The organism is Sediminicoccus sp. KRV36, from assembly GCF_023243115.1.
Taxonomy (GTDB): Bacteria; Pseudomonadota; Alphaproteobacteria; order Acetobacterales; family Acetobacteraceae; genus Roseococcus.
In genome coordinates, this window is sequence record NZ_CP085081.1 from 2,079,978 (window position 1) to 2,105,160 (window position 25,183).

Consider the following 25,183-nt stretch of genomic DNA (forward strand, 5'->3'; position numbering starts at 1 on the left):
AGGGCCGCTTCATCGCCACCCCCAGAACAGGAAGACGCTCAGGATGTGCGCTGTCGCCAGCACGGCGAAGGCGAGCGTGATCGGGACATGCACCACCCGCCATTGCTTGATGACGTCAAAGGTCAGGCTGTCCCAGTAGAGCCGTTCCTCGATCGCGCCAGCCGACAGTCCAGCATCGCGGAACTGTTGGCGGCTCGCCTCCATCCGGCGGCGTGAACGGGCCAGCAGGTACTTGCCGGTCAGCCCGCTGGCGACATTGATGAGCATTGCCCAGACCGCCAGCCAGGCGAGGATGGCGTTGAAGTGGATCCCGGCATGCACCAATACCAGCAGCGAGCCGGCCCAGGCCATCCATTCATGCCGGCGCAGCAGCGACACCGGATCACCCATGGTGATCAGCTTGCGCTTGCGCAGCGAGTACCGCAGCGAGAGCAGGATGAGCGCCGTGCCGGGAATGCCGAGGTAGCGGCCGATCCAGACAGCATCGGCCAGATGCAGGATGAGATCGACCAGCAGTGCCGCGGCGGCCAGCGCGGCGAGCGCCAGCACGAAGGGCAGCACTTCGCGGTTGAGCAGGCTGCCGGTCATGCGTCGAGCACCAGCGCAGAGCCCGGCGTGCCGACGCAAAGCAGGCACCTTCCGGGTGCCACCTCATGGTCGGGCTTGACCGCATACTGGACGGTCCCTGACACCACGGCGGTCTCGCAACTGCCGCAACTGCCGGACCGACAGCCGGACTCGACCGCGATACCGTGACGTTCCGCGAAGTCGAGCAGGCTCGCATCCTGCCCACCCCAGACCAGCGTGCGTCCGGAGCGACGGAATTGGATATCGACGGCGGTGGCGATGGTGGTCGCCGCTTCGCCGGACGCGGCCTGCACCGGGGCGAGGGAGGCTGGCCCGAAGGCCTCGTGGTGGATGTCCTGCGGCGCGATGCCCCATTCCAGAAGGGCGGGGAGCAGGCTCGCCATCATTGGCGGTGGGCCGCAAATGTAGAAGGCGTGCCGGCCATGCGGCAGCGTCTCGCGCAGCAGGGCCACATCGATATAGCCCGCGTGCTGATGGTCCCTCCCCAGGACATCACCAGGCCCTGGCTGGCTGTAGACCACGTTCAGGTGAAAGGAGGGATGCTGGGCGGCCAGCGCCTCAAGGCTCGTCTTGAACGCGTGTTCGCCGCCGTGCCGCAGCCCGTAGTAGAGATGCAGGACGCGCCCAGGCTGCTGCTCCAGGCACCAGGCCAGCATGCTCATCATGGGCGTGATGCCGATGCCGCCGGCGATGAAGACCGCCGGGACCTCGGTATCAGCGTCGATGAAGAAGCGACCGGATGGTGCGCGAACCCGAAGCAGGTCGCCCTCCTGCACCCGGTCATGCAGATGGTTGGAGGCGACACCCGGTGGCAGCTCAGGCCGGTTCGGTGGCGACGGCACCCGCTTGACCGTGATGCGGTAGGCATCCGGCCGCGGTGCATCGGAGACGGAATAGCATCGTGTGATCGGCCGGTTCGCGCCGCCTGCGGGCTGCGGGATGTCGAACGCGAAGGTGAGAAACTGGCCCGCCAGGAAGGGCGGCAGCGTGACCCCATCCACCGGCGCAAGATAGAAGGAGCATTGCGTCCGCAGCGCATCCTCGAACTGCCGCCGCAGCACACGGAAGTCGCGCAAGCCCGGCCAGGCGAGTGCCTGGACATTAGCGCCCACCTCGATCGGCAGTAGTGCCGGCGACGTGCCGATGCGCTGCCAACGCCAAGCCGCGAGGCCGATTCCGATCGTGATCTGCAGCAGCAGCGCGGCGGAAATGTAGAAAAGGAGCTGGGGCGCCGTCACCCGTGTTTGTCGAGCACGGCGTCGCTCTGCACGGACCAGTCGGCCGGTTTGTCGTCCTGGTCCGCTTCGGCTGCCGCCGCCGTGGCCTGCACCTTGCCGGGCTTGTGATGGGCGGGCGCGTAGATGGCGTAGACCTGCATCGGTGTCGGCCCGATATTGGTGATGTTGTGCCAGGTCCCGGCCGGAACAAGAACGCACCAGCCGTCCGATACGTCCTTCTCGAAGGGCATGTCGTCCTTCGCGGGCCCCATCTGAACGTGGCCAAGGCCAGCATCGAGGCGCAGGAACTGATCCGTCTCCGGATGCGCTTCGAGGCCGATATCGCCGCCAACGGGGATCGACATCAGCGTTACCTGCAGATAGCGGCCGCTCCAGGCGACTGCACGATAGTCCAGGTTTTCCTTCGTTGCGTTCTCAATGTCGAAGGATTGCGGCTTCGGGCCAATGTCCTTGATCGTCATGGTGACCTCATCGCGCATGGCTCCGGGCGCAGCCTTTTGCTGGCCCGACCGGTGTCGCCATTCCACGGACCCAACATATGCGCGGCCGGTGGCCAACGTCCTTGCTTCAGATCAACGCCCAAGACCGGGAAAAGGACGACCATGGTCGAAACATATTTCGTCCGGCGGTTGAGCGCCTTGATGCGAACTATCCAGGATTACCCCTCGGCCGATCCTGGCAGCCGCGCGTTCTACCCCTGCGACCCCGCCCTCCTTCGGTTCGCGGGCATTCGGCACCAGCTGCCCAAAAGGACAACCGCCATGCTGGACGCATCAACCGCCGAGGCAATTGGCCGCGGCCTCAGCGAGCAGGAGGCCGCTTCCCGCCTCAAGGCCGATGGCCCCAATGAGTTGGCGCGCACCGGCCGGCGAACGCCATTCCGGATCGTGATCGAGGTGCTGCGCGAGCCCATGCTGGCGCTCCTGCTCGGCGGCGGTGTGCTCTACCTGCTGCTCGGTAGTCCGGAAGAGGCGCTGATTCTGGTGGCCTTCGCGCTGTTCTCCATCGTGATCACGGTCGTTCAGGAAAGCCGCACCGAGCGCGTGCTGGAGGCGCTGCGCGACCTGACCAGCCCGCGCGCGCTGGTGATCCGCGGGGGCGAGCGCCAGCGCATTGCCGGTCGCGAGGTCGTGCGCGGTGATTTGGTGGTGCTGGCCGAGGGCGACCGCGTGCCGGCCGATGCCCGTCTGATCGAGGCCAGCGACGTCCAGACCGATGAATCGCTGCTGACGGGAGAGTCGGTTCCGGTGCGGAAGGTGGCAGGCGCGGCTTCGCCACCGGCGCGCCCCGGCGGCGACGATCTGCCGCATGTCTTCTCGGGCTCGCTGGTGGTGCGTGGCAGTGGCATCGCTGAGGTGACGGCGACCGGCCCGCGCAGCGAGATCGGGCGGATTGGCCAGTCGCTCAGCGTGCTCGATTCCGAGCCGCCACGGCTGCAGGCGCAGATGCGCCGGCTCGTGAAGCTTTGCGCGATCTTCGGTGGTGTCGTCAGCGTGCTGGCGGTGCTGCTTTACGGCACCTTGCGGGGCGGCTGGCTGGATGCGCTGCTGGCTGGGATCGCCATCGGCATGTCGATGTTGCCAGAGGAACTGCCGGTGGTGCTCACCGTCTTTATGGCGATGGGCGCCTGGCGGATCTCCAAGGCGCGCGTGCTGACGCGCCGTGCGGCTGCGATCGAGACGCTCGGCTCCGCCACGGTGCTGTGCACCGACAAAACCGGCACGCTGACGCAGAACCGCATGACGGTCGCAGAACTGTGCCTGCCCGACGGCACGGCCTACCGGCCGCGGGGTGACGCGCTGCCGGCGGGGTTTGCGCTGCTGGCTGAGACCGGCCGACTGGCCAGCGCGCCACAGCCCTTCGACCCGATGGAGAAGGCCTTCCATGCGGTGGCCGAGGGGCTGCCCTCGCCCGCGCTGGACCTCGTTCAAACCTACGGGCTTCGGCCCGGCCTGCTGGCGATGACGAATGTCTGGCGGTCGGAGACGGAAACCATCGTCGCCGCCAAGGGTGCGCCCGAGGCCATTGCCGCGCTGTGCCACCTGGACGCCGCGGCAGCCGCCGAACTGACCGTTCGGACCGAGGCGCTGGCCGCCAAGGGCATGCGCGTGCTCGCCGTGGCCCGCGCCACGCACAGCGGCGAGGCCTGGCCGGAGACCCAGGATGGCTTCGCCTTTGGCCTTGTGGGACTCGTTGGCCTGGCCGATCCGCTGCGCCCGGGCGTGATCGAGGCTGTGGCCGAATGCCGCACGGCCGGCATCCGCGTCATCATGATCACCGGCGACTATCCGACCACCGCCGCCGCCATCGCGCGCCAGGCAGGGCTGGACGCCGAGGACATCGTGACCGGCGAGGCGCTCCCCGGCATGGACGATGCAACCCTGGCGGCGCAGCTGCGCAGCACAACGGTCTTCGCCCGCATCATGCCGGAGCAGAAGCTGCGCATCGTTGCCGCCCTGAAGGCCGATGGCGAGGTCGTCGCGATGACCGGCGATGGCGTGAACGACGCGCCCTCGCTCAAGGCCGCGCATATCGGCATCGCCATGGGCGGGCGCGGCACCGACGTGGCGCGTGAGGCGTCGTCTCTGGTGCTCCTGGATGACGATTTTGGCTCCATCGTCGCGGCCGTGCGGCTGGGGCGGCGGGTCTTTGACAACCTAAGAAAATCAATGGGCTTCATCATCGCCATCCACGTGCCGATCGCGGGCCTCGCGCTCCTGCCGCTGATGTTTGGCCTGCCCATCCTGCTCTGGCCGATGCATATCGCCTTCCTGGAGATGGTGATCGACCCCGTCTGCACCCTCGTCTTCGAAGCCGAGACGGAGGAGGAGGGGATCATGCAGCGCCCGCCGCGAGATCCGGCGGCGCCGCTGTTCTCCGCCTCGCTTCTGGGTTGGTCCTTGGTGCAGGGGGCCGTCGTGCTGGCGCTGACGGCGGGCATCTACCTGGTGGCGCTCGATCGCGGCATGCCGGAGGCGGAGGTGCGGTCGCTGACCTTCTTTGCCCTGGTGCTCAGTATCGTCGGGCTGATCTTCGTGAATCGCTCCTTCAGCGCCTCCATCGTCACAGCCTTCCGGCGGCGCAATGCTGCACTTCGCTGGGTGATGCTGGCGGTGACGGTGATGCTCGGGGTTACGTTGGCGCTGCCCTTCGCGCAGCGGATGTTCCGCTTCGGACCCCTGCACACCGACGATCTCGCGGTGACCGCAGCAGCCGGGCTGGCGACCATCCTGATCCTCGAATTCCTGAAGCCGCATTGGCGCAAGCGCCTGATGACCTGATGATACCCTGGTACAATCTCGCGGTCGCGCTGGGCATCGGGCTGCTGATCGGCCTGGAGCGGGAGCGCAGCAAGGGCGAAGGCCCGACACGGCGCCCGGCCGGCATCCGGACGTTTGCCCTGGCCAGCCTGCTCGGCGCCGTGGCCACTCACCTGGGTGGGACAGTGCTGTTGGCTGTTGCCTTGGCCGGGGTGATTGCGCTGACCGCCCTGTCCTACCTCCGGAGCCATGATACAGATCATGGGCTGACGACCGAGATCGGCCTCGTGATCGCACCGCTGCTCGGCGCCTTGGCCATGGCCGAACCGCTGCTCGCCGCAGGACTGGCAGCGGCGGTCGCCGTGGTCTTTGCTGCGAAGGCGCCGCTGCATGGCTTCGTGAAGGGTGCGCTGAGCGATGCCGAGGTCAAGGATGGTCTCGTCTTCGCGATCGCCACCCTCGTCATCTGGCCGCTACTTCCTGATCGACAGCTTGGGCCCTTCGACGCGATCAACCCGCACAACGTCTGGCTGCTTGTTGTCCTCATGCTGGCAATCGGGGCGACTGGACATGCCGCCACCCGTCTCCTGGGCGCCCAATACGGCTTGCCGGTGGCGGGGCTGGCCGCCGGCTTTGTCTCGAGTACGGCGACCATCGGCGCGATGGCGGCACGGGTGGCCAAAGACCCGGCGAGCATGGGTCCGGCCGTCGCTGGGGCGGCTCTCTCGACCTGCGCGACTTTCCTGCAGATGGCCATCCTGCTTTTCACAATGAGCCCGTCAACACTGCTTGCGATGGCACCAATGCTCGTCGCAGGGACAGTCGTCGCAGCGGTCTACGCGCTAGTCTTCGCGCTGCGTCCGTCGGCTTCGCGGGACACCCAGGAGGCTGAGGCTGGGCGGGCATTCAGCCCGGGCGTGGCACTCGGACTGGCGGCCATGATGACACTGATGCTCGTGGTCTCGGCCGCGATGAGGGATTGGTTTGGCGAGGCGGGTGTGATCGTCGGTGCCGCCGTCGCCGGGATTGTTGATACGCACTCCGCCGGCATATCCGTGGCATCCCTTGTGGCGACAGGCAGCTTCTCCGCCGAAGCTGCCATTGCGCCGATCCTTGCCGCGATGTCGGCCAATGCTGCCGCCAAGATTGCGATGGCCATCGGCCTGGGGACGCGGAGTTTCGCAGTCCGCATCGTTCCCGGGGTCGTGCTCTCCATGCTGGCCGCCTGGACGGTCGCCGCAGTGATGCTGGTTTGGGGGCAGGAATAGGCGTGCTGCCGTGCCTGCGAGCCGACCGAACCGGCTGGGCAGAACGGAGCAAAGCGAAGCGGCATGCGATTGTCAGCTTGGTGTCATCTTCGAAGCCTAGGGCCAGCGAAGTTTCGGTGCCGCTTCGCGCGCCGGCCTTCGTCAAGGATCGCGTTCCATGCCCATCCCCAACACAAAGATCTCACTGGCAAGCAGTGTTCTCTCCGCCGGCGCCTACCAGCTCCTGCCGGAGACACCCAGTGATTTCGCGCCCTCGGCCCTGGGCCTTTCGGGCAGCGTCTGGGTCGCGGGGATTGCCGATCTTAACGGAGATGGCCGGGCCGAGATCATCACCGGCAGTGCGGGCAGTGATGACAAGGCAGTGGATGCGGGCCGGGTCTATGTCACCTTTGGCCAGGCCCTGGGCGGGGCAACCGCGTCCCTCGGAGATACGGCCAGTCAGATCATCATTGATGGGCTGAATGCGGGTGACCATGCCGGTGCGGCGGTGGGCAGCATCGCTGATCTCAACGGCGATGGCCGCGCTGAAATCCTGGTCGGCGCGCCCTTGCAGGATTTCACCGGCAAGACTGATGCCGGCGCGGGCTATGTCCTCTGGGGCGATCCCGTCGCGGGCGGCATTGACCTGGGTGACCCGACCTCCGGCTTGGGCAATGGCGTGGGCTACATCATCCGCGGCGAAGCGGCGGGCGATCAGGCGGGATCTGCCATGTTCTCCATCGCCGATCTGAATGCCGATGGCCGGGCGGAGGTGCTGATCGGAGCGCCGGGGAATGGCGCCGGGGGCGCGGGTGCGGGGGCTGCCTATGTCGTCTTCGGCAAGGCCAGCGATGCCCCGGTCAACCTGACCAGCGTGACCGCCGGCACGGGCGGCTTCCGGATCAAGGGCGCTGCGGTGGGGGACGCCGCTGGCCAGGCGCTCGGCACCTTGGCCGACCAGAATGGCGATGGACTGACGGAAATCCTTGTGGGGGCGCCGGGCAGCGATGCCGGTGGCCTGGATTCCGGCGCCGTCTATGTGGTCTATGGCAAGGCAACGGGAACGGCCGTCAACCTCGCCAGTCTTGGCGCAGGCGGCTACCGCATCACCGGCCAGATCGGCGAAGGCGCCGGCGCGGCGGTGACCGGCATCGGGGATGTGAACGGCGACGGCCACGCGGACCTGCTGGTGGGCACCACGGATGGCGGGCAGGCCTATGTGGTCTTTGGCAAGGCCGATGCGGCGGAAGTCCTCCTCTCCGACGTCAGCCACGGTTCGGGTGGATATCTGATCGTCCCCGAAGCGGCGGGCGATCTCATTGGCATGTCCATCACCGGTGGTCAGGACTTCAACCGCGATGGCGTGGTGGACCTCGTCATCGGCACGCCGGGCAATGGCGAAGGCGGCGCCGATGCGGGCGCCGTCTATGTGGTCTGGGGCGGCGGGCATACCAAGGTTGATCTCTCCCTGGTGGCCCAGGGCATCGGCGGCGCCAAGATCGTGGGCAGCGCGGGCAGCCTGGCGGGCAGCGCGGTGGCGCTGGCGGGCGATCTCAACCTCGATGGCGCGCAGGATCTCATCATCGGTGCGCCCGGCGCGACCGGCGAAGCGGTCACGATCCTCTATGCGCCCGCCTTCTGGCAGCCCGATCCCAATATCTATGGCACCAGTGATGCGGATGTGATGGGCCTGGGCTATGGTGGCCTGCACCTGATCAGCGACCTCGCCGACAGCATCTACGGGCTGGGTGGCGCTGATTCCATCAACGCGGCCGGCGGCAATGACGCGGTGGATGGCGGCGAAGGCAATGACACGCTGGATGGCGGGGCGGGCGACAACACGTTGCTCGGCGGCTCCGGCAATGACAGCCTGGTTGGCAACGCTGGGAATGACAGCCTCGACGGCGGCACGGGCGCGGATACCATGGCGGGCGGCGCGGGCAACGACATCTACGTCGTGGACAGCCTGAGCGACGTCATCACGGAGGTTCTGGATTCGGGCACCGATACGGTGCAGGCCGGCATCGCCTATACGCTCGGCGCTGATCTCGAATCCCTGGTGCTGACGGGCAGCGCGCATGCCGGCACGGGCAATGCCCTGAACAACAGCATTACCGCCGGCAGCGGCGCCAATGCGCTGAACGGCATGGCCGGCAATGACACCTTGGTGGGTGCCTCGGGCAATGACGCGCTCGATGGCGGCACGGGCGAGGACAGCATGGCCGGCGGCCTCGGCAATGATATCTATCTTGTGGACAGCCTGGCCGATGTGGTGACCGAGGCGCTCAACGCCGGCACCGATACCGTGCGCGCCACCCTGGACTGGACCCTCGGCGCAAATCTGGAAACGCTGGAATTGAGCGGTGCCGGCGTCGCGGGCACTGGCAATGACCTGGCGAACCGCCTCGTCGCCAGCGGCCTGTCCAGCACGCTTCAGGGCCTGGGCGGCCATGATACGCTGATCGGTGGTACGGGCGATGACAGCCTGGATGGCGGCCTGGGCAATGACAGCATGGCCGGCGGTGCGGGTGATGACACCTATGTCGTGGACAGCCTCACTGACATCGTTACCGAAGCGGCGGGTGCCGGGCTGGACACGGTGCGCGCCAGCGTCACCCACACGCTCGCGGTCAATGTCGAGGCGCTGATCCTGACCGGGGCGGCGCGCCAGGGCACGGGCAATGCGCTCGATAACATGCTCACCGGCAATGACCTGGGCGATACGCTCGCGGGTGGTTCAGGCAGCGATACGCTGACGGGTGGCCTGGGGGCGGACAGGCTGGATGGCGGCGCCGGCGATGACAGCATGACGGGCGGCGCGGGTGACGACACCTATGTCGTGGACAGCGCTCTCGACCAGGTGAGCGAATTGCCGGGCGGCGGAACCGATACCGTGATCGCCAGCGTGGATTATGTTCTGGCGGCGGAGCTGGAAAATCTGCTGCTGACCGCGGCCGGCCGCACCGGCACCGGCAATGCGGCGGACAATACGCTGACCGCGGCGGCGGGCGGCGACACGCTGCTCGGCGATGCCGGCCAAGACATCTTGCTGGGCGATGCCGGGGCGGATCGCCTGGATGGCGGCACGGGTGCGGACAGCATGGCGGGGGGCGCGGGCAACGACTCCTATGTCGTGGACGATGCCGGCGATGTGGTGACCGAACTCGCGGTCGGGGGCACCGATGCCGTCCTCTCCAGCCTGGACTACACCCTGGGCGACAATATCGAGGCGCTGTTCCTCACCGCCCCGGGGCACACGGCCACCGGCAACGCGCAGGCCAATAGCCTGACGGGAACCTCGGGGGCTGACACGCTGCTGGGCGCTGGCGGCAATGACACGCTGGATGGCGCGGGCGGCGGCGACAGCATGGTGGGCGGCGATGGCGATGACACCTACCAGATCCGCAGCGCGGGCGATGTCGTGGTGGAAACCGCCGGCGGTGGCTTCGACACGGTCATCGTCTCCTCCGACTGGACGCTGGCCGAGAATATCGAGGCGGTGCAGCTCATCGGGAGTGGGCATGCGCTGACCGGCAATGCGGGCAGCAATCAGCTCAGCGGCAATGCCGGCAGCGACACGCTCGATGGCGGCGGGGGCGACGACACGCTGCTGGCCGGTGACGGCGATGACGTGCTGGTCGCGCGGTCCGGGCTGGTCACCATGGATGGCGGCAGCGGCAATGACCGCTACGTGGTGCGCGGCGGCCAGGTCCATATCGAGGATTTCCTGGGCGACGACACGATCGATGCAAGTGATGCCCTGGGCGACAGCGTCATTGATCTCTCGGGCGGCATCGCTTCGACGGTGGAGGGGCAGAGCCTCGGTTTCGGCCTGGGCGGCAGCACCTCGGCCCCGCTCGATGTGCAGTTTCTCCAGGACCTCACCGGTTCCTTCGGCGATGACATCGTGACCGTGCGCGGCCTGGTGCCGCAAATCGTGACCGCATTGCAGGCCGTGCAGCCCAATGCCCTGTTCGGCGTCTCGACCTTCCGGGACAAGCCCTTCGGCAGTTTCGGCGGCGTGGGGGACTGGGTCTATCTGCAACAGCTCGGCCTCTCGCTCGATACCGCGGCGCTGACCGCTGCCTATTCCTCCATGGTCGCCAATAACGGCGCCGATGGGCCGGAAGCGCAGATCGAGGCTCTGATGCAGCTGGCGCTGCACACGACGGATGTCGGCTATCGGGCCAATTCCGCGCGCTTCGTCATCCTCTTCACCGATGCGCCCTTCCACAGTGCTGGCGATGGCGCGGCTGCCGGCATTCTCACGCCGAACAATGGCGATGCGATCATGGACGGCACGCCGCCCGGCACGGGGGAGGATTACCCGATGATCGCCCAGGTGCGGCTGGCGCTGGAAGCGGCGAACATCATCCCGATCTTCGCTGTGGCGGGCGGCAATGACGCCGCCTATCGAGGGCTGGTCACACAGCTGGGGCGCGGGGCGGAAGTGACGCTCTCCGCCGACAGCTCGAACGTCGTGGCGGCCATCACCTCGGGCCTGACGGTGGCCACCACCACGCGGGTGGAGAATGCCTGGGGCGGTGCCGGCCATGACGTCCTGATCGGCGGTGTGGGCATTAACCACCTGCTGGGTGCGGCGGGCGATGACAGCCTGGATGGCGGCAGCGGCGCCGACCAGCTGGAAGGCGGCCTCGGCAATGACACCTTCACCGTGGACGATGCCGGCGATGTGGTCACCGAACTGGCGGGGCAAGGCACCGACACCATCCGGTCCACGGTCGATCTGACCCTGGCCGCGGAGGTCGAGGATCTGGTGCTTCTGGGCGCCGGGCGGATCGGCCACGGCAATGGGCTTGCCAACCACATCACGGGCAATGACCTGGGCGATACGCTGACCGGCGATGCGGGCAGTGACACGCTCACGGGTGGGGCCGGGGCAGATAATCTTGAAGGCGGCAGCGGCGCGGACTGGATGGCCGGTGGTGCGGGCGACGACACCTACATCGTGGACATGGTGGGCGACGTGGTGGTGGAATTGCCCGGCGAGGGCACGGATACCGTGCGGGCCGGTGTCAACCATATCCTGGGTGCCAATATCGAGAACCTGGTGCTGGAAGGCCTGGCGCGCTCGGGAACCGGCAATGGGGCAGCGAATCATATCACCGCCAATGATCTGGGCGACGCAATCAGCGGCGGGGCCGGGAATGACACGCTGACGGGCGGCGCGGGCAATGATGCGCTGAATGGCGGCTTGGGCGCCGATACGATGGAGGGCGGTGCGGGAAATGACACCTACACCGTGGACGATGCCGGCGATGTCATCATCGAGTTGACCGGTGGCGGGACCGATATGGTCCGGGCCAGCATCAGCTACACACTTGGCGTTGATCTGGAAAACCTGATTCTGACTGGTGCCGCCGGTCTCAACGGCACGGGCAATGCGGCTGCCAATAGCCTGACCGGCAATGCAGGTGCGAACCTGCTGGTTGGGCTGGAGGGCAATGATGCTCTCAATGGCGGCCTGGGTGCCGATACGATGGAGGGCGGCGCTGGCGACGATACCTATACAGTGGACGATGCCGGCGATGTCATCGTCGAGTTGGCCGGCGGCGGGACAGATCTGGTCAAGGCCAGCATCAGCTGCACGCTGGGCGCCGAGTTGGAGAATCTGATCCTGACCGGCGTGGCCGGTCTCAACGGCACGGGCAATGCGCTCGCCAATAGCCTGACCGGCAATGCAGGTGCGAACCTGTTGGTCGGGCTGGAAGGCAATGATGCACTCAATGGCGGCCTGGGTGCCGATACGATGGAGGGTGGTGCAGGCAACGACACCTACACGGTGGACGATGCCGGCGATGTCATCATCGAGTTGGCCGGTGGCGGGACGGATATGGTCAAGGCCAGCATCAGCTGCACGCTGGGCGCCGCGTTGGAGAACCTGACCCTGACCGGCGTGGCCGGTCTCAACGGCACGGGCAATGCGCTCGCCAACAGCCTGACCGGCAATGCTGGGGCCAATCTGCTGGTCGGGCTGGAGGGCAATGATGCACTCAATGGCGGCCTGGGCGCCGACACCATGGAGGGTGGTGCAGGCAACGACACCTACACGATGGACGATGCTGGCGATGTCATCATCGAGTTGGCCGGCGGCGGGACCGATCTGGTCAAGGCCAGCATCAGCTACACGCTGGCCCTTGATCTGGAGAAGCTGACCCTGACAGGCGTGGCGGACTTGAGCGGGACGGGCAATGCGCTCGCCAACAGCCTGACCGGCAATGCAGGCGCGAACCTGCTGGCCGGCCTGGCAGGCAATGACGTGCTGAGTGGCGGTGCCGGCCATGATACCCTGGTGGGGGGAATGGGGGCCGACACGCTCACGGGTGGCCTGGGATCCGATGCTTTTCGCTTCGACACCGCGACAGAAGGCGCCGACCGCATCACGGACTTCACCACGGGCACGGATACGCTGGAATTCTCGATGTTTGGCTTTGGAGGCGGGTTGACGGTCGGGATGGACCTGGCCGCGGCCGATGCCTTCGTCCTGGGTGCCGTCGCCACCCAGGCGCATGGGCAGTTTCTCTACACGGCGACAACGGGGGCGCTCGCCTGGGACGTAGATGGCACGGGGGGGGCCGCGGCACAGTTGGTGGCCATCCTGACCAGCCACCCCGCGCTGGTGGCAAGTGACATGCACGTCTTCGGGTAAGGCGCGCTTCAGCGGCGAGGCGTTCAGGGCGGCGGGAAGCTGAGCGTTGCCTCGAAGCCGGATGCCTGACCCGGCGGCGGCGAAGCGAGGCGCAGCGTACCGCCCGCCTGGCGCATGATGGTCTCGGTGATAGCCAGACCCAGCCCTGTACCGGCGGTGGCGTGATCCAGCCGCTCAAAAGGCTGCTTCAGCCTCGCCAGTACCTCCGGAGCGATCACGGGCGCGCCATTGGTCACGCTGATGCCCAAGCCTGGCCCCAGCCGCAGCGTGATGGGTTCCGCCGCATCGCCGTGCCGCGCGGCATTCTCCAGCAGGTTGCGCAGCGCAATTCCGAACGCGTCCACGTCGCCGCGGACGAACAGACTGGCCAGCCCGCCCGTTTCAAAGCGAAGGCGCCCCGCGACCTCCGGAAGCGGCGCGAATTCCTCGAAGAGCAGGCGGGCCAGCGCCACCAGATCCACCAATTCGCGGGCCATGGCCGCGCCGCCTTCGGCCCGGCTCAGCTGGAGCAGCCGCTCGGCCACGCGTCCGAGGCGCTTCAACTCGGCCGCGATGCCCAGGGCTCGCTGCCCCAGGGGCGTGGCCTCGCCCAGATGCATGCCGAGCAGCTGCGTCTGGACCAGAGCGGCCGCAACGGGCGTGCGCAGCTCATGCGCGCTGTTCCGCGCAAAGCTGCGTTCATTGTCGAGCGTCTGCGCCAGGCGGCGCAGCATCAGGTTCATGTCCATCACGAGCCGGGAGAGCTCCTCCGGCAGCGCACTGACGGGAAGCGGGGAGAGGTTGGCGCCGCCGCGCGCGGAGAGCTCCGCCTCCAGGAGCTTGATCGGTCTCAGCCCCTTGCGGACGCTCCGCCGGACCAGCCAGACGGCAACGGGAAGCAGGCCGGCCAGCGGCAGGAGAAGGAGGAGGATGGTGAAGAGCACCGCCTCACGCCGATGGCCCGCGGGCTCTGCGATCTGGATCGCATGGCGGCCATCCACCGAGAGCTCCGTATAGATCCGCTGTCCCAGGGCGTTCCAGGAAAAGCCGGTTGCGACGGGCAGGATATAGGCATCGGCGGGCGCCTGGTGGGACCGCAGCCGCACCGTGCCGGAAGCGGTCAGGATCTGATAGGTGATGTACTCGTCATGCGGGATGGCGGGCAGGCTGCCGGGGGCCGCATGGGCTGCCGGTGCGTCAAGCAGTTCGCTCTGCTGGTTGAGGATTTCCGGCAGCAGGTGCTGTGCCGTCTCCTGGAGCACGCTGTCGAACACCTCGTTCAGCTCATATCTGACCGCGAGGCTGGCCAACCCGGCACCGAGGATCCAGCAGAAGGAAAGCCCGACAGAGAGCGAACGGACGAGCCGGCCGCTCAGGGTCCATCCCGAGGGTGTCATGACCTCAGCCTGTACCCGACGCCTCGCAAGGTTTCGATCGCCTCATGGCCCAGTTTGCGCCGAATGCGGCCAATATAGACTTCCACCGCGTTGCTCTCGAAATTTCCGCCGATATCACGCAGCACCTCCTCGATCCGCTGACGCGGCACGGTCTGGCCGCGGCGATGGGCAAGCAGTTCCAGGAGAGCCCATTCGCGGCCCGTCAGGGAGATTTCGGCGCCCGCCAGACGCGCGACGGAACTCTCGAAATCGAGCAGGATCGCGCCGCCATGGCAAGTCACCTGGCGGTCACCGAGGGCACGCCGCGTCACGGATCGAATGCGCGCTGCCAGTTCCGTGAGGTCAAAGGGCTTCACCAGATAATCATCGGCCCCGGCGTTCAGCCCCGCGACGCGGTCGCGCACCTGGTCACGCGCCGTCAGGATGATGGCGGGCCGACGGTCCCCCTGATCGCGCAGCGTCTTGAGAAAATCCAGGCCGGAACCGTCGGGGAGGCGCAGGTCGAGCAGCATCAACTCCGGATGGAATTCGGGAAGCCGGTCTTCCGCATCGGTCACGGTTTTCGCCCAGGCCACGACGTGGCCTGCCATCGTGAGATATTCGCTCACGCCGTGGCCCAAGCCGGGATCATCTTCCAGAAGCAGAATACGCATGACGCTCCTTTAGTGCACCGGCGGCAGCAGGGACTCCGGCCCGGCCAACCAGCCGATCAGGGCACCCGGGAGGCCGGTGGCTTCCTTCGATGTGTCGTTTGCCACAGGTAAGGACGTCGCTGCCGGCGGCGACATGGGGGAAGTCGTTCCCTTGTTGGCACGGGCTACCGTCAACGTCGGACGCAGCGATATGCGATTGGCATCAGCGCCGCCAGGGTCGTGAAGGTTCGCCATGCACCGGGCGACAATCCTCTCGTTAGCTCAATCAAGGAACTTCCAGATCCGCTGCTCCCGCCGACAATATCACCCCCGCCCAGAGTTAGCCGATCCCTTCGCGCGTGCTGCCAGGCCGCTCCTATCGGGACGCGTAGCACAACAGTTGCAATGGTATGAGGGATCCTGGAGGGCTTTGGGAATTCTTGGTGGTATGCGGCAGCGGCTCAGCGGATCAATGCGCGACATATCGGCGCTGCCGACCCGCCATCGCACCTGTCCCTCTGCCACGGTATTGCGACGTCCAGTTGAACCCACCCAGTACGTCTCCATCCACGACACCGAACGCCTCGCCCAGGCCTGCATGGAGCCTTCCGTCGGCAGCAGCGGCGGCAGCGTGACACCGCCTTGGCCGAGAGCATCAACGGCCTCTGCAAGGCCGAAGTCATCCACCGGCGTGGCCCGAGGCGCTCGCTCGAGGCGGTGGAATTCGCCACCCTCGAAGGGGTGGGCTGGTTCAGCCATCGGCGGTGACTTGGAGCCGATCAGCAATATCCCGCCGGCCGAGGCCGAAGCACTCTGCTACGGCGCCCGGGGGAACCTGCTCCTGGCGGTGTGACCCAAACAATCAGCCTCCGGCGAACCCGGGGCGGTTCACTGGACAGAACTCAGCGTGGGCGGCTCGGGACTGACGCGTTCATCAGACGATTGGCCTCGGCCTGCAATTCCTCCACCACCCGGTCCCGGTCAGGGGCGCGTCCGGCCGCAGCCGCGTTGACATGCCGCAGGGCAATCGCCTGCGCCTCGGGCAACCAGAGCGGTTGCGGGCGCTGTGCGTTCTCTCGCGTCACCAAGCCCGCCTCCTCCGCGAGGCGCGGGGCGGGAAAGGCGGAGCCGAGCGCTCGGATGATCCGGATATAGCCATCGGCCAGGTCCCGCATCTGCGCCGGCGCCTGGCCAATGGCGGCCGTCAGCGCGGCGGCGGCACTTTCCAGATCGCTCCGCAGCGTCCGCATGTCACGCTCCTGCGCGGTCAGCCGGGATTGCAGCGCGCCCTGCGTGGCGGAGGCAAGGCGTGACTGCTCGGCCGCGATGACGCCCTGGTTGCGGGCCACATTGGTCAACCGCTCCACCTGCGCGCTGTTGATGGCCCGGCGCGCCTCGGCCGCCATGATCTGGCGCGCGATATGGCCGGCCGCTTCCATCTGGGCACGAATCGCCAGGCTTTCTTGGTCGGTGCGCGCGCGGCGATCCGATTGCAGGGTCGCCTCGATCCGCGTGAGGCCTGAGCGCAGGGGGCCTTCGGGCATGTCGCCCCGCAGGGCCTGGATCAGCCGGGCGGGATCATCCGCCATGGTCTCGCTTTGGCGCGTCTCCTCGCTGAAGGCGCTGCGCAGGGCGGCCGGCGCATTGTCATCTGCTATCGCAACGCGCGTCAGCACGGGACGCAAGCCAACATTGTCTAGCCTGAGGGGTTCGAAGCTGGTCGGGTTCAGGGGGGCGTATTCCACGCGCATGGCGCTGCGCAACGCGGCCTCCGGCGTCCGGAAATCCCCACCGCGCGCGACATTGCCGCCCGCCAGGCCGTGTGGGCGCCCAACCCGGTTGAGGCGATAGGGGCCCAGCGCCCATTCCGCAACATTGCCCAGCATGTCATGCAGCCCCAGCGGATTGGGCTCCAGTCGGCCAATGGCCTGCGCCCGGCCATTGGCGGAGCGTTGCCCCTGGAACCAGGCGTGCCGGGCGAGGCCGCCCTCCATGGGATAGAGCCTGCCAGTGAAATCCGCATCGGGCACAGCGCTGCCGCCGCGGGCCGAGAATTCCCATTCATCCTCGGTCGGCAGGCGGAGGAAGGGAATGGCGCGCGCCTCGGGTTCCGGCAGCCGCGCGCGGGCGTGCTGTGCAAGCCAGGCGCTGGCGCGGAGCGTGAAGCCGAGCGCCTCCTGCCAACTCACCTGGGCGCGGGGCACGCGCCCGGCGGGGCCGGAGGGCAGCTCCGGGCAGGTCTCCGCCATGACCGCGGTGAATTGATCCGCGGTCACCTCGTATTTGGCGATGAAGTAGTGCTGGCTGCCGGGCCGGCCGGCATCCTGGAAGGGGCCGACGAGATAGGCCTGACGCAGGAACTCACTGTAATCGGTTTGCGGGTCCGGGTTGCCAAGGCTGGCCGCGCGATCAGCCAGCGCGGAGGCGGCCGCGGGCGTGTCCACGCGGCGAAAGGCGATGCCTCCGCCACAGGGCAGCGGCAGCAGCAGATCCCCCGCGGCAGGTCGGGGGTTCCAGGCAGCGTCCGGCCAGGTGATCTCTGGCATCTGTGCCTGGGCCGGCAGGGCAAGGGCGCAGAGCAGCGGCGCCAGGGGAAGCCATCTAGGCATCGCGGATCCCTTCGGCCGGCGCGACGCGCCCTGCCCGAAACGCCGCGAAGCTCGCCGCCAGTGCGGCCCCCAGCAAGGTTGCAGCCAGAGCCGCCGCCAGATGCCAAAGCTGGATCACGGCCACCGCCCTGTGGCCTGCCCCCGCCAGATTCAGCCCATTGATGAGTTGGACAACGCCAACCGCCACAACCGCCGCCAGCCCCGTCCCCACCATGCCGACCGCCACGGCCTGAAGCAGCGGCAGCAGCACCACCTCTCCCCGGCGCAGCCCGAGCAGCCGGAGTTGCGAAAGCTGGCGCTGCTTGCGCTCGACATTGGCGTAGAGGCCAACGGCGAGCGAGAGCAGATAGCCCGTCCCGCCCATGCCCGCGATCAGCGCAAAGAGCAGCCCCAGGCTGCGGTCGAGGTTGAGCAGGCTGGCCACTTCCACGGCACGGGTCTCGACATCCACGCCTGCGGCGCGGAGTTCGGCATCCAGGCGCGGAACATCCTCCAGCCGGCGGGCATGGGCGCGAAAACCCGCGTAGGGCGCGGCTGCGCCGGCCGGCATGGCCTCCGGCTGCGCGCTGGCCGCGACTTCGCCGTTGAGGAAACCATCCACCAGCCGGAGCACGCGCATCTCCACAAAGGCCGCGGGCCGGTCCAGCGCATAGGCGGGCGCGATGGCCACAAGGCGCATGGGCAGGTTCAGCACCTCACGCCGACCGTCGCCGCCGACGCGAGTGGCGCGCAGCGTCACCGCCTCCCCCGGCTGCGCCCCGCTGCGCGCGGCCATGGCCACGGAGAAGACCACATCGCGCGGCTCGCGCGGTTGCGCACCGCCGAGCAAGGGGTCGCCGGGGCCGGTGGCCCAAAGCTCGGCCAGCACGGGCTCGGCCGGGCGGGACGCCGTAAGGAAGCGGGCATCGGCGTTGAGCGAGCGGATCCGGCCGATGGCAAAGGCGACATCCGGCCGGGCGGAAAGCTGTTCGATGAAGCTCTCGGGAAAGGCACGGTTGGCCTGGTTTACCACCATGCGGCTGCGGGCATTTTCGATCAGATCCTCCCGGAGCCCCTGCATCACGCCATGCTTGAGGGCGAAGAGCAGGATCAGCGGCAAGAGCACCGCGGCCAAGCCGATGAAGGAGCAGATGGCCAGCCGGCGCTCATGCAGCAGGTCCTGCAGGGCAAGGCGCAAGACAAGGCGCCAGCGCGTCATGCGGGCAGCACCGAGCGCGCGGCGCCACCGGGGTCGGGGATCAGTTGCAACAGCCGGAACCCCTGGCGCGCTGCGCGCTCCGGATCATGCGTGGCCAGCAGTAGCGCGGCACCAGCCGCGCTGGCTTCCTCGCGCAGCAGGGCCATCACCGTATCGGCCATGCCGGGATGCACGCTCGCCGTCGGCTCATCGGCCAGCACGATATCGGGCATATGCACCAGAGCCCGGGCAATGGCCACGCGCTGCCGCTGACCGACTGAAAGTGTGGCCGGCATGCGGTGCAGCAGATCCTTGATCTCCAGCCGCACCGCCAGCGCTCTCACCCGCCCCACCGCGCTGCGTCCGAGCAGCGCGAGCGGCATCTCGATATTCGCCCGCACATCGAGAAAGGGCAGCAACCCGCCCTGTTGCAGCACATAGCCATAATGCCGCGCGCGGGCATCGGTGATGGCGCCGTCCTCCCCCGCGGCCCAGAGCGCCCGCAGATCGAGTGGCGCCGCCTCGCGCGGCATCAGCATGAAGGAGTGGGCGGCCTCCGGCGCGCGGGCCAGGGCCAGCAGGTCCAGCAGGGTGGATTTTCCGGCGCCCGAAGGCCCGTGCAGCGCCACCGCCTCACCGCGATGCAGCGTCAGCGCCGCGATCTCCAGCACAAAGCCCCGATGCCCCGCGCGCACGCCCTCCAGGCTGAGCGCGACCGGCATCAGGGCAGCGCATCGAGCGGCACGGGATAGACCGCTTCATTGGGGTTGCGGCTGCCATCGAGATTGACCCAGACCGGCATGGCGTTGATCGCCTCATACAGCGCCAGCTTGCGCTCCAGGTTGTTGGCGATCTGCGAGCGCGCGGCTGGGCCGCTATCCATCCATTGCTGCTGGCTGATATCGGCGATCTCGCTGGTATAGGGCAGATCCTGGAGGAACTCGGCGAAGACACCGCCCAGCCGCTGGAACTCACCCAGCCGGCGCGGATCGCGGATGGTGGCGGCCGCCGCGCCGCGCACGCGGCTGAAGAAATCCTCGGGGCTGAGGCGCGTGCCCGCCTGGGCCTGAAGAATGGCGCGCACCGTGTCGCGCAGGTCCGAAAGTTGATTGCGCGTGAGCAGCACGCGCACATCAATCGGCGCGAAGCCGGGCTCCTGGTGCACGATATCGCGGTCCAGCACGAAGCTGCGCACCACATCGGGCGCCGCCTGTTCCTGCACCCGCCCCAGATAGGCGAGGCGCATGGCGTTGCCCACGCTTTCCAGCTGCTCCGCCATGCGGCGCTGCGCTTCGTTCACGGGCGGGCGGATGCCGCCGATGGCGCGGCCGGTGACCGCCGCCACCTGGCCCAGCACCCAATCGCTCAAGGCGTCCACCGTCTCGCCGAATTGCTGCACGTCACCATTGGGCACGGGGTAGTAGAGTGCATTGCCATCCGGCCGTTGCGTGAGCTCGCGATACTGCCGCTCCGCCCGGGCATGGTTGTTGCGGCCTTCGGGCGTGCGCAGATGGACGGCGATCATCGCCACCTGCCGCGCCTCGCTATTTGCAAGGATGCGGATTTCCGGGATGCCCAGGCCCGTGGCCGCCAGCGGGTCATTGCCATCGCGCGTGCCGGCATCGGTGATGAGGATCAGGAAGCGCCCGCCAAAGCCGCTCCAATTCACCTCATCAAGCGCGGTCTTGATGCCGGCGATGGCGTCCTCGTCAAAGCCCTGATTGCTGGCCGTGGCTTCCCGCACGATGGCAAGGCGTTCCAGCACCGCATCGGGGCTGGCCGTGAAATCGGGCGCGCTGACGAGTTGGGTGACGTATTCGAGGTTCGGATTGCCGCCCATATTGTCGCGATAGGCGACCATGCCGAAGCGGAAATTCTCACGCACGGCGGTGTCCTGGATGCGGCCCACGGCGCGGCGCACCGCCTCCCGCGTGCGGTCGATATAGGGCGCCATGCTGATCGTCGTATCAATCACGAAGACCACGGCGCCGCGGTAGTTCCGGAGTGCATCAGGGTTCGCCATCGGGGTGCGCGGCGCATGGGCGGGGGCGGAGATCACCTCCAGCAGCCGCGCTTCATGGCCGGCCTCGTTCTCGATACGACGGGCGCTGAGAATGGGCAGCAGATAGAATTGCCGCGTGATATCCACGAAGGCCTCGGGCTCCAGCGCGATGACCGGGCCATCCTCGTTGCGCTCGGCCGCCCCGCGCAGCACCTGGGCACGGGCCGCGCCACCGCGCGTATCGAGCCAGATCTGCTCGGGCAGTGCCGCGTCACGGAAGAACATCGCGCGCTCGCGCCGCTCACGCGGGGTGAAGGCAGCGACGAGGTTGTGGCGCCAGTCAATGGCGCGTTCGGCGCGCAGCCAGCCCGTGCTGCGGCCATCCATCGCCTCACCCACCTCCAGCCAGCCGTCGGCGCCGCCCTGCCTGGCATAAACGTAGAAGACGCTGAAGGCGGGAATATCGCGGCGGCGGGCATTGGTGTCGGCACGCTCGTAAATGCCCGCACCTGGCCGCGTGATGACGCGCTGAAACAGCGCAGTGCGGCCCTCGATGGTGAGCGGCGCACGAGTGGCCTGGGGCAGGGCGGGGCGCTGCTGCGCCTCGGCCTGAGGAAGGCACAACAACCCCAAGGCGAGAAGCAGGGCGCCGAGGCGCATCACCAGAACTCCCTGAGGGTGGTCGTGGCCGAAGCATTTCCGCCATCGGCTTGCTGTTGGAGCCAGGCGCGAAGCGCGACGCGCAGCGGCGCCGCGGTTGCGTCGCCAGCGCGTTCGGCTTCGGCATATTGCCGGGCGGCCGCGCGCGGGTCGGGCGTGCGGAAGGGGCGGCCAGGGACGAAACCGATCGGGTCATACAGGCGGCCCAATGCGGTCATGGCAGGCGCGTGGCGTCGTGCCGCGGCTTCCTCCATCAGCACCAGCGCGTCGTCGAAGTGCCCTGCCGCCTGGCGCCGCATTGCCACGGCGAAGATGGCGGCCGCATCGTTCGCCCGGCCGACCACATCGCGCGGCGAGAGATCATCCGTGCCATCCGGCCAGATGGCGGCCTGCGGCTGCAGTGGGGCCGGCGGCGGCGGGGCACTGGGCACAGGAGTGACCACCAGCGGCGGCGGCGGAGGTGCCGCTGGGTCTTCCACGGGCCACATCCACCACGCGACGCCAGCGGCCACCACGAGGAGAAGCAGCATGCCCATGAGAACCACGGGCAGCTTGCGAGGGGCAGCGGCCGGCACGCTCTCTGCCGGGATGGGCTGCGGTGGCGCAGGACGCAGGATCACCGTGGCGTCATCGGCGGGCTGCGCCGGGCGCGGCGTCACCAGCCGCTCAGGTGGCTCCTGCGGAATGACGGGATCGGGCGGCAATTCGCCGTCGAAGACCTCGATCGTCTCGGGCCAGAAGAGCCCGGTTTCCCCCAAGCCTGGCAGGATCAGATGGACGGGGCCAGGCTCCATGTGTCGCGTCATGCGGGGACCAAGAATCAGCACCGCCTCGCCACCCTGCTCTTCGATGGCGACGGGTCGCAGCACCTCCTCGCTGACCTGCCAGCCGCGCTGGCCGAGGTTGCTGGTCTGGTACCCCTCGCGCCGGATGCGGTAGCCGCTGGTGGCGGCGGCGGCACTCACCCCGCCCAGGATGAGCCGGGCATGGCCCAGGGACCTGCTCCCATCCGGCTCCGCCCTCGCACTCAACGCCATGAAGTCTGTTCCCCCGGAACCATCAGCGCAGCGCCGCCAGAATGCGCCCCAGCTTTTCATTCAGCGCAACATCGCCGACCATGCCGCTCGCCACGCGCGCGTTTTCTTCGACCAGGCGGCGATAGCTTACCGCCCAGTCCACGTAGAAATCACGCTCAAAGGGCTGCGCGCGCTCAGCGAGGTCGGGCCATTGCTCGGCCGCTGGCGGGCGGGTGAAGACCGGGCGCGGCGTGGGGCGCCCGGCGGTGGGCCGCGCCTCGGGCTTGAGCTTATCCATGTCGAGCCAATAGACGAAATCATTGATCATGCGCTCGGCGATCATGACAGGCTTGAGCAGTCTTTCTCCCACCTTCTCATGGTAGGAGGCGCTGCCACGGATCGCCTGGGCGATGCGCGCGCGCAGACCGACCCGGCGCGAGGCGGCGCCCAGTTGCCCCGTCAGGCTCGCCAGCGCCTCGCGTGTCAGGCCAAAGAGCGGTTCCAGATCCTCTCGCGAAGCCAGTGCGTGCAGCCCCTCATGCCAATGCGCGAGGGCCGCTTCAGCGAAGACCTCGGCCAGGTCGCGCGCCTGCTCGCGCGGGGCGGGTTTGGGGGTCGGCGTATCGCCGAAGATATCGGCCAGTTCGTCATCCAGATCGGCCACATCGAGCGTGGTGCCGACCGGGCCGGCGACGGCCGAGGGAAGATCGGAGACGTTCAATTGCCGCGCGCGAAATACCTCGGCCAGGCGGTCCGCATTGACCTGCATCTCGTGCAGGAAAAGGCCGAAGGCCTGCCGGCGGGCGGTTTCGTTGAGGACCGCCACCACGGTGCGCGCCTCCCCCAGGCGCTTCTGCAACTCCGCTTCTAAGTCGCTCGAAACATAATAGGGACGCAGGCTGCCAGCGAGGCCCTGTGCCTGGCTGGCAAGCAGCGCGCGAACCTGCCGGCGCTTCGTCTCGGGGTTGCAGACCGGGCGCAGCCGGCGAGCGATGTAGCCGAGGCCTCCGTCATTCAGCGTCATCGCCTCATCCCAGGCCATGGCCGGATCCGCGAAGAAGCGGCGCACCTCGACATTTTCCAGGAAGCGCGCGCGCAGCATGGCAAGGCGCGGCTGACTGCGGAAGGCGATTTCGCGCCGGTTCCTGTCGGCGTCGGGCGCCGCGTAATCCAGCAGCCCCTCGTCATAGGCGTTTGGATTGCGCAGCCAGAAGGTGTTGTTGAAGGGCTGCCCTGGCTTCCATTGGTAGGGCCAGTCATAATCGAGGGCGAGGAAGCTCTTGATGGTGGTGTCGAGGCGCGTGGACCAGCGCTCCACATTGTCATCATCGGCGCCGGCCTTGGCCACGAATTCCTTGTCGAATTTGGTGAAGACCAGGAACAGCGCCGGATCGGCATGGGCGGATCGCGCCTCGGCCGTCGCGCCATGCGTGCCGTCAATCCAGTCCTTCACCATGGCGGGCAGCGTGCGAACCTCCTGGTTGCTGTCGCCCAGGCAGAGCAGCATGGAGGTGAGTTCCTGCTCGGCCAAATAGCGCTGGTAAAGATAGGCCACCTTGCCGCGGATGAAGAGGTGGTAGAGGTTCGCCGCTGCCGTCTTCTCCGCATCGCGCCCGTCATATCGCTCCCGCGAGCGAGCGCCCGGGAAATCCAGCAGATCAGTGTGGTCGAAGAAGTCGAAGGGCTTCTCGGCCAGCTGCAACTGCAGTTCGGCGACGATGGCGGTGATGACGGGCCGCGCCATCTGAGCGCGCCGGCCGGAGCGCGTGCCGATCGCGACACGGTCACTCTCGTCCTTGCCCAAATTGAACAAGGTCGCCACGTCAATCACGCTGCGGGCCTTGGGCACCATGGCATCGAGCGCGCAGAAGGCTTCGCCCGCGAAGTCGAGTTCCGCAAGCGCGGTCATGAGGCGCGCGCAAAGCTGCGTCAGCTCCGGCACGTTGTTCCACAAAAGCCCGAACAGCTCCGCGCGTTCGGCGATGGGCAGGCGCGGGGCGAGGCTCTCCATCTCGCGCCAGGGCGCGGGGGTGAGGGCCACATGCGTCGGGTGGTTGCGGAAGTAGCGTTCGAAATACTCGAACAATTCCTGCATGTCGTCTTCGGTCAGCACATCCACGGGCGCCGGCCGCGCCTTGCCGCGCAGGCGGCCCATCACCGCCTCCACCTGCTCGCGCGTCAGGGGCACCACCGTGTCGCGGTTGAAATCCTCCATGAAGGCATTGGCGATGATGCGCACGATATCGGTCTGCGAGAGCAGGCGCATCGCCACCGGCAGCCCGGGCAAGGAGGGCGTCGGCCGTATGGAGAACCGGGTGACCAGGCCCGTAGCCTCCTTGCCGCCCTCGGGGTTGATGTCGCGCACGATGTCGAGTTCCTGACCGGCGAAGATCACCTTGGCCGGGCGCTGCTCCTTCCGCGCCAGCGCCGAGATCAGGTAGCTCTTGCCCGATTGGCTCGGCCCGAAGACGGAGACGCACATGGGCCGCCGCGCGGCTTCAGCCAGCTTGCGCGCGCGAATGGCCCCGCGCCGCAACTCCCGCGCCATGGCGGGGCCTTCCTCACGCACTTCGGTTGCCGCGAGGCCGACCCATTCGACGCCGGCACTGGCGGCATCGGCCACCGCCTCGCAGGCGCGGGCCAGGGTCTCGTTCTCGGCGTCCGTCGCTGGGGTGTCGGTCATGCGAATCTTTCAGCCCGGGTAAAGT

General features: G+C 67.8%; 14 protein-coding genes and 1 pseudogene. 4 read left to right on the forward strand and 11 right to left on the reverse strand.

Features of this window, described 5'->3' with window-relative positions; all coding sequences use genetic code 11:
• Positions 1-9: 9 nt before the first annotated feature.
• The 3 genes from LHU95_RS09570 to LHU95_RS09580 are packed head-to-tail and all read right to left on the reverse strand — an operon-like array spanning position 10 to position 2,287.
• Positions 10-588: a hypothetical protein gene (locus LHU95_RS09570; RefSeq protein ID WP_248711137.1), complete on the reverse strand. Its 579-nt coding sequence runs from the start codon at positions 586-588 to the stop codon at positions 10-12.
• Positions 585-1,826: a 2Fe-2S iron-sulfur cluster-binding protein gene (locus LHU95_RS09575; protein ID WP_248711138.1), complete on the reverse strand. Its 1,242-nt coding sequence runs from the start codon at positions 1,824-1,826 to the stop codon at positions 585-587. The genes LHU95_RS09570 and LHU95_RS09575 overlap by 4 nt, the downstream gene beginning before the upstream one ends.
• On the reverse strand, positions 1,823-2,287 hold the full coding sequence (locus LHU95_RS09580; protein WP_248711139.1) for a cupin domain-containing protein: 465 nt from the start codon (positions 2,285-2,287) through the stop codon (positions 1,823-1,825). Before LHU95_RS09580 ends, LHU95_RS09575 begins: the two co-directional genes overlap by 4 nt.
• A 141-nt stretch (positions 2,288-2,428) precedes the next feature.
• On the opposite strand from LHU95_RS09580, the gene LHU95_RS09585 reads away from it, so the two are divergent.
• The 3 genes from LHU95_RS09585 to LHU95_RS09595 all read left to right on the forward strand — a co-directional run bounded on the left by LHU95_RS09585 (position 2,429) and on the right by LHU95_RS09595 (position 13,003).
• Entirely contained in the window at positions 2,429-5,107 is a 2,679-nt protein-coding gene (locus tag LHU95_RS09585) for a cation-translocating P-type ATPase (RefSeq protein ID WP_248711140.1), read from the forward strand.
• Positions 5,107-6,354 carry a DUF4010 domain-containing protein gene (locus LHU95_RS09590; RefSeq protein WP_248711141.1) on the forward strand — a complete coding sequence of 416 codons (1,248 nt, stop codon included), beginning with the start codon at positions 5,107-5,109 and terminating at the stop codon, positions 6,352-6,354. The genes LHU95_RS09585 and LHU95_RS09590 overlap by 1 nt, the downstream gene beginning before the upstream one ends.
• Before the next feature lie 157 nt (positions 6,355-6,511).
• Positions 6,512-13,003, forward strand: a complete 6,492-nt coding sequence (locus tag LHU95_RS09595; RefSeq protein WP_283094301.1) for a hypothetical protein — start codon at positions 6,512-6,514, stop codon at positions 13,001-13,003.
• Positions 13,004-13,026: 23 nt separating this feature from the next.
• On the opposite strand, the gene LHU95_RS09610 is transcribed toward LHU95_RS09595, so the two are convergent.
• Positions 13,027-14,379, reverse strand: a complete 1,353-nt coding sequence (locus tag LHU95_RS09610) for a HAMP domain-containing sensor histidine kinase (RefSeq protein ID WP_248711142.1) — start codon at positions 14,377-14,379, stop codon at positions 13,027-13,029.
• On the reverse strand, positions 14,376-14,999 hold the full coding sequence (locus LHU95_RS09615; RefSeq protein ID WP_248711143.1) for a response regulator transcription factor: 624 nt from the start codon (positions 14,997-14,999) through the stop codon (positions 14,376-14,378). The genes LHU95_RS09610 and LHU95_RS09615 overlap by 4 nt, the downstream gene beginning before the upstream one ends.
• Positions 15,000-15,561: 562 nt before the next feature.
• Here LHU95_RS09615 and LHU95_RS09620 point away from each other — a divergent pair.
• Positions 15,562-15,864: pseudogene (locus LHU95_RS09620) on the forward strand (IS3 family transposase); the annotation flags it as partial.
• 49 nt (positions 15,865-15,913) lie between these two features.
• Here the strand turns inward: LHU95_RS09620 and LHU95_RS09625 are convergent.
• The 6 genes from LHU95_RS09625 to LHU95_RS09650 are packed head-to-tail and all read right to left on the reverse strand — an operon-like array spanning position 15,914 to position 25,158.
• The gene (locus LHU95_RS09625) at positions 15,914-17,620 is read right to left on the reverse strand and encodes an SUMF1/EgtB/PvdO family nonheme iron enzyme (RefSeq protein WP_248711144.1); all 1,707 of its coding nucleotides are present in this window, start codon (positions 17,618-17,620) and stop codon (positions 15,914-15,916) included.
• Entirely contained in the window at positions 17,613-18,818 is a 1,206-nt protein-coding gene (locus LHU95_RS09630; RefSeq protein ID WP_248711145.1) for an FtsX-like permease family protein, read from the reverse strand. The genes LHU95_RS09625 and LHU95_RS09630 overlap by 8 nt, the downstream gene beginning before the upstream one ends.
• Complete coding sequence (locus LHU95_RS09635) at positions 18,815-19,519, reverse strand: ATP-binding cassette domain-containing protein (RefSeq protein ID WP_248711146.1); 705 nt, start codon at positions 19,517-19,519, stop codon at positions 18,815-18,817. The genes LHU95_RS09630 and LHU95_RS09635 overlap by 4 nt, the downstream gene beginning before the upstream one ends.
• A complete protein-coding gene (locus tag LHU95_RS09640) occupies positions 19,519-21,459 on the reverse strand; it encodes a vWA domain-containing protein (protein ID WP_248711147.1) in 1,941 nt (646 codons plus the stop codon). The genes LHU95_RS09635 and LHU95_RS09640 overlap by 1 nt, the downstream gene beginning before the upstream one ends.
• Positions 21,459-22,496: a hypothetical protein gene (locus tag LHU95_RS09645; protein ID WP_248711148.1), complete on the reverse strand. Its 1,038-nt coding sequence runs from the start codon at positions 22,494-22,496 to the stop codon at positions 21,459-21,461. Before LHU95_RS09645 ends, LHU95_RS09640 begins: the two co-directional genes overlap by 1 nt.
• A gap of 22 nt (positions 22,497-22,518) precedes the next feature.
• On the reverse strand, positions 22,519-25,158 hold the full coding sequence (locus tag LHU95_RS09650; RefSeq protein WP_248711149.1) for a virulence factor SrfC family protein: 2,640 nt from the start codon (positions 25,156-25,158) through the stop codon (positions 22,519-22,521).
• Positions 25,159-25,183: the final 25 nt, after the last annotated feature.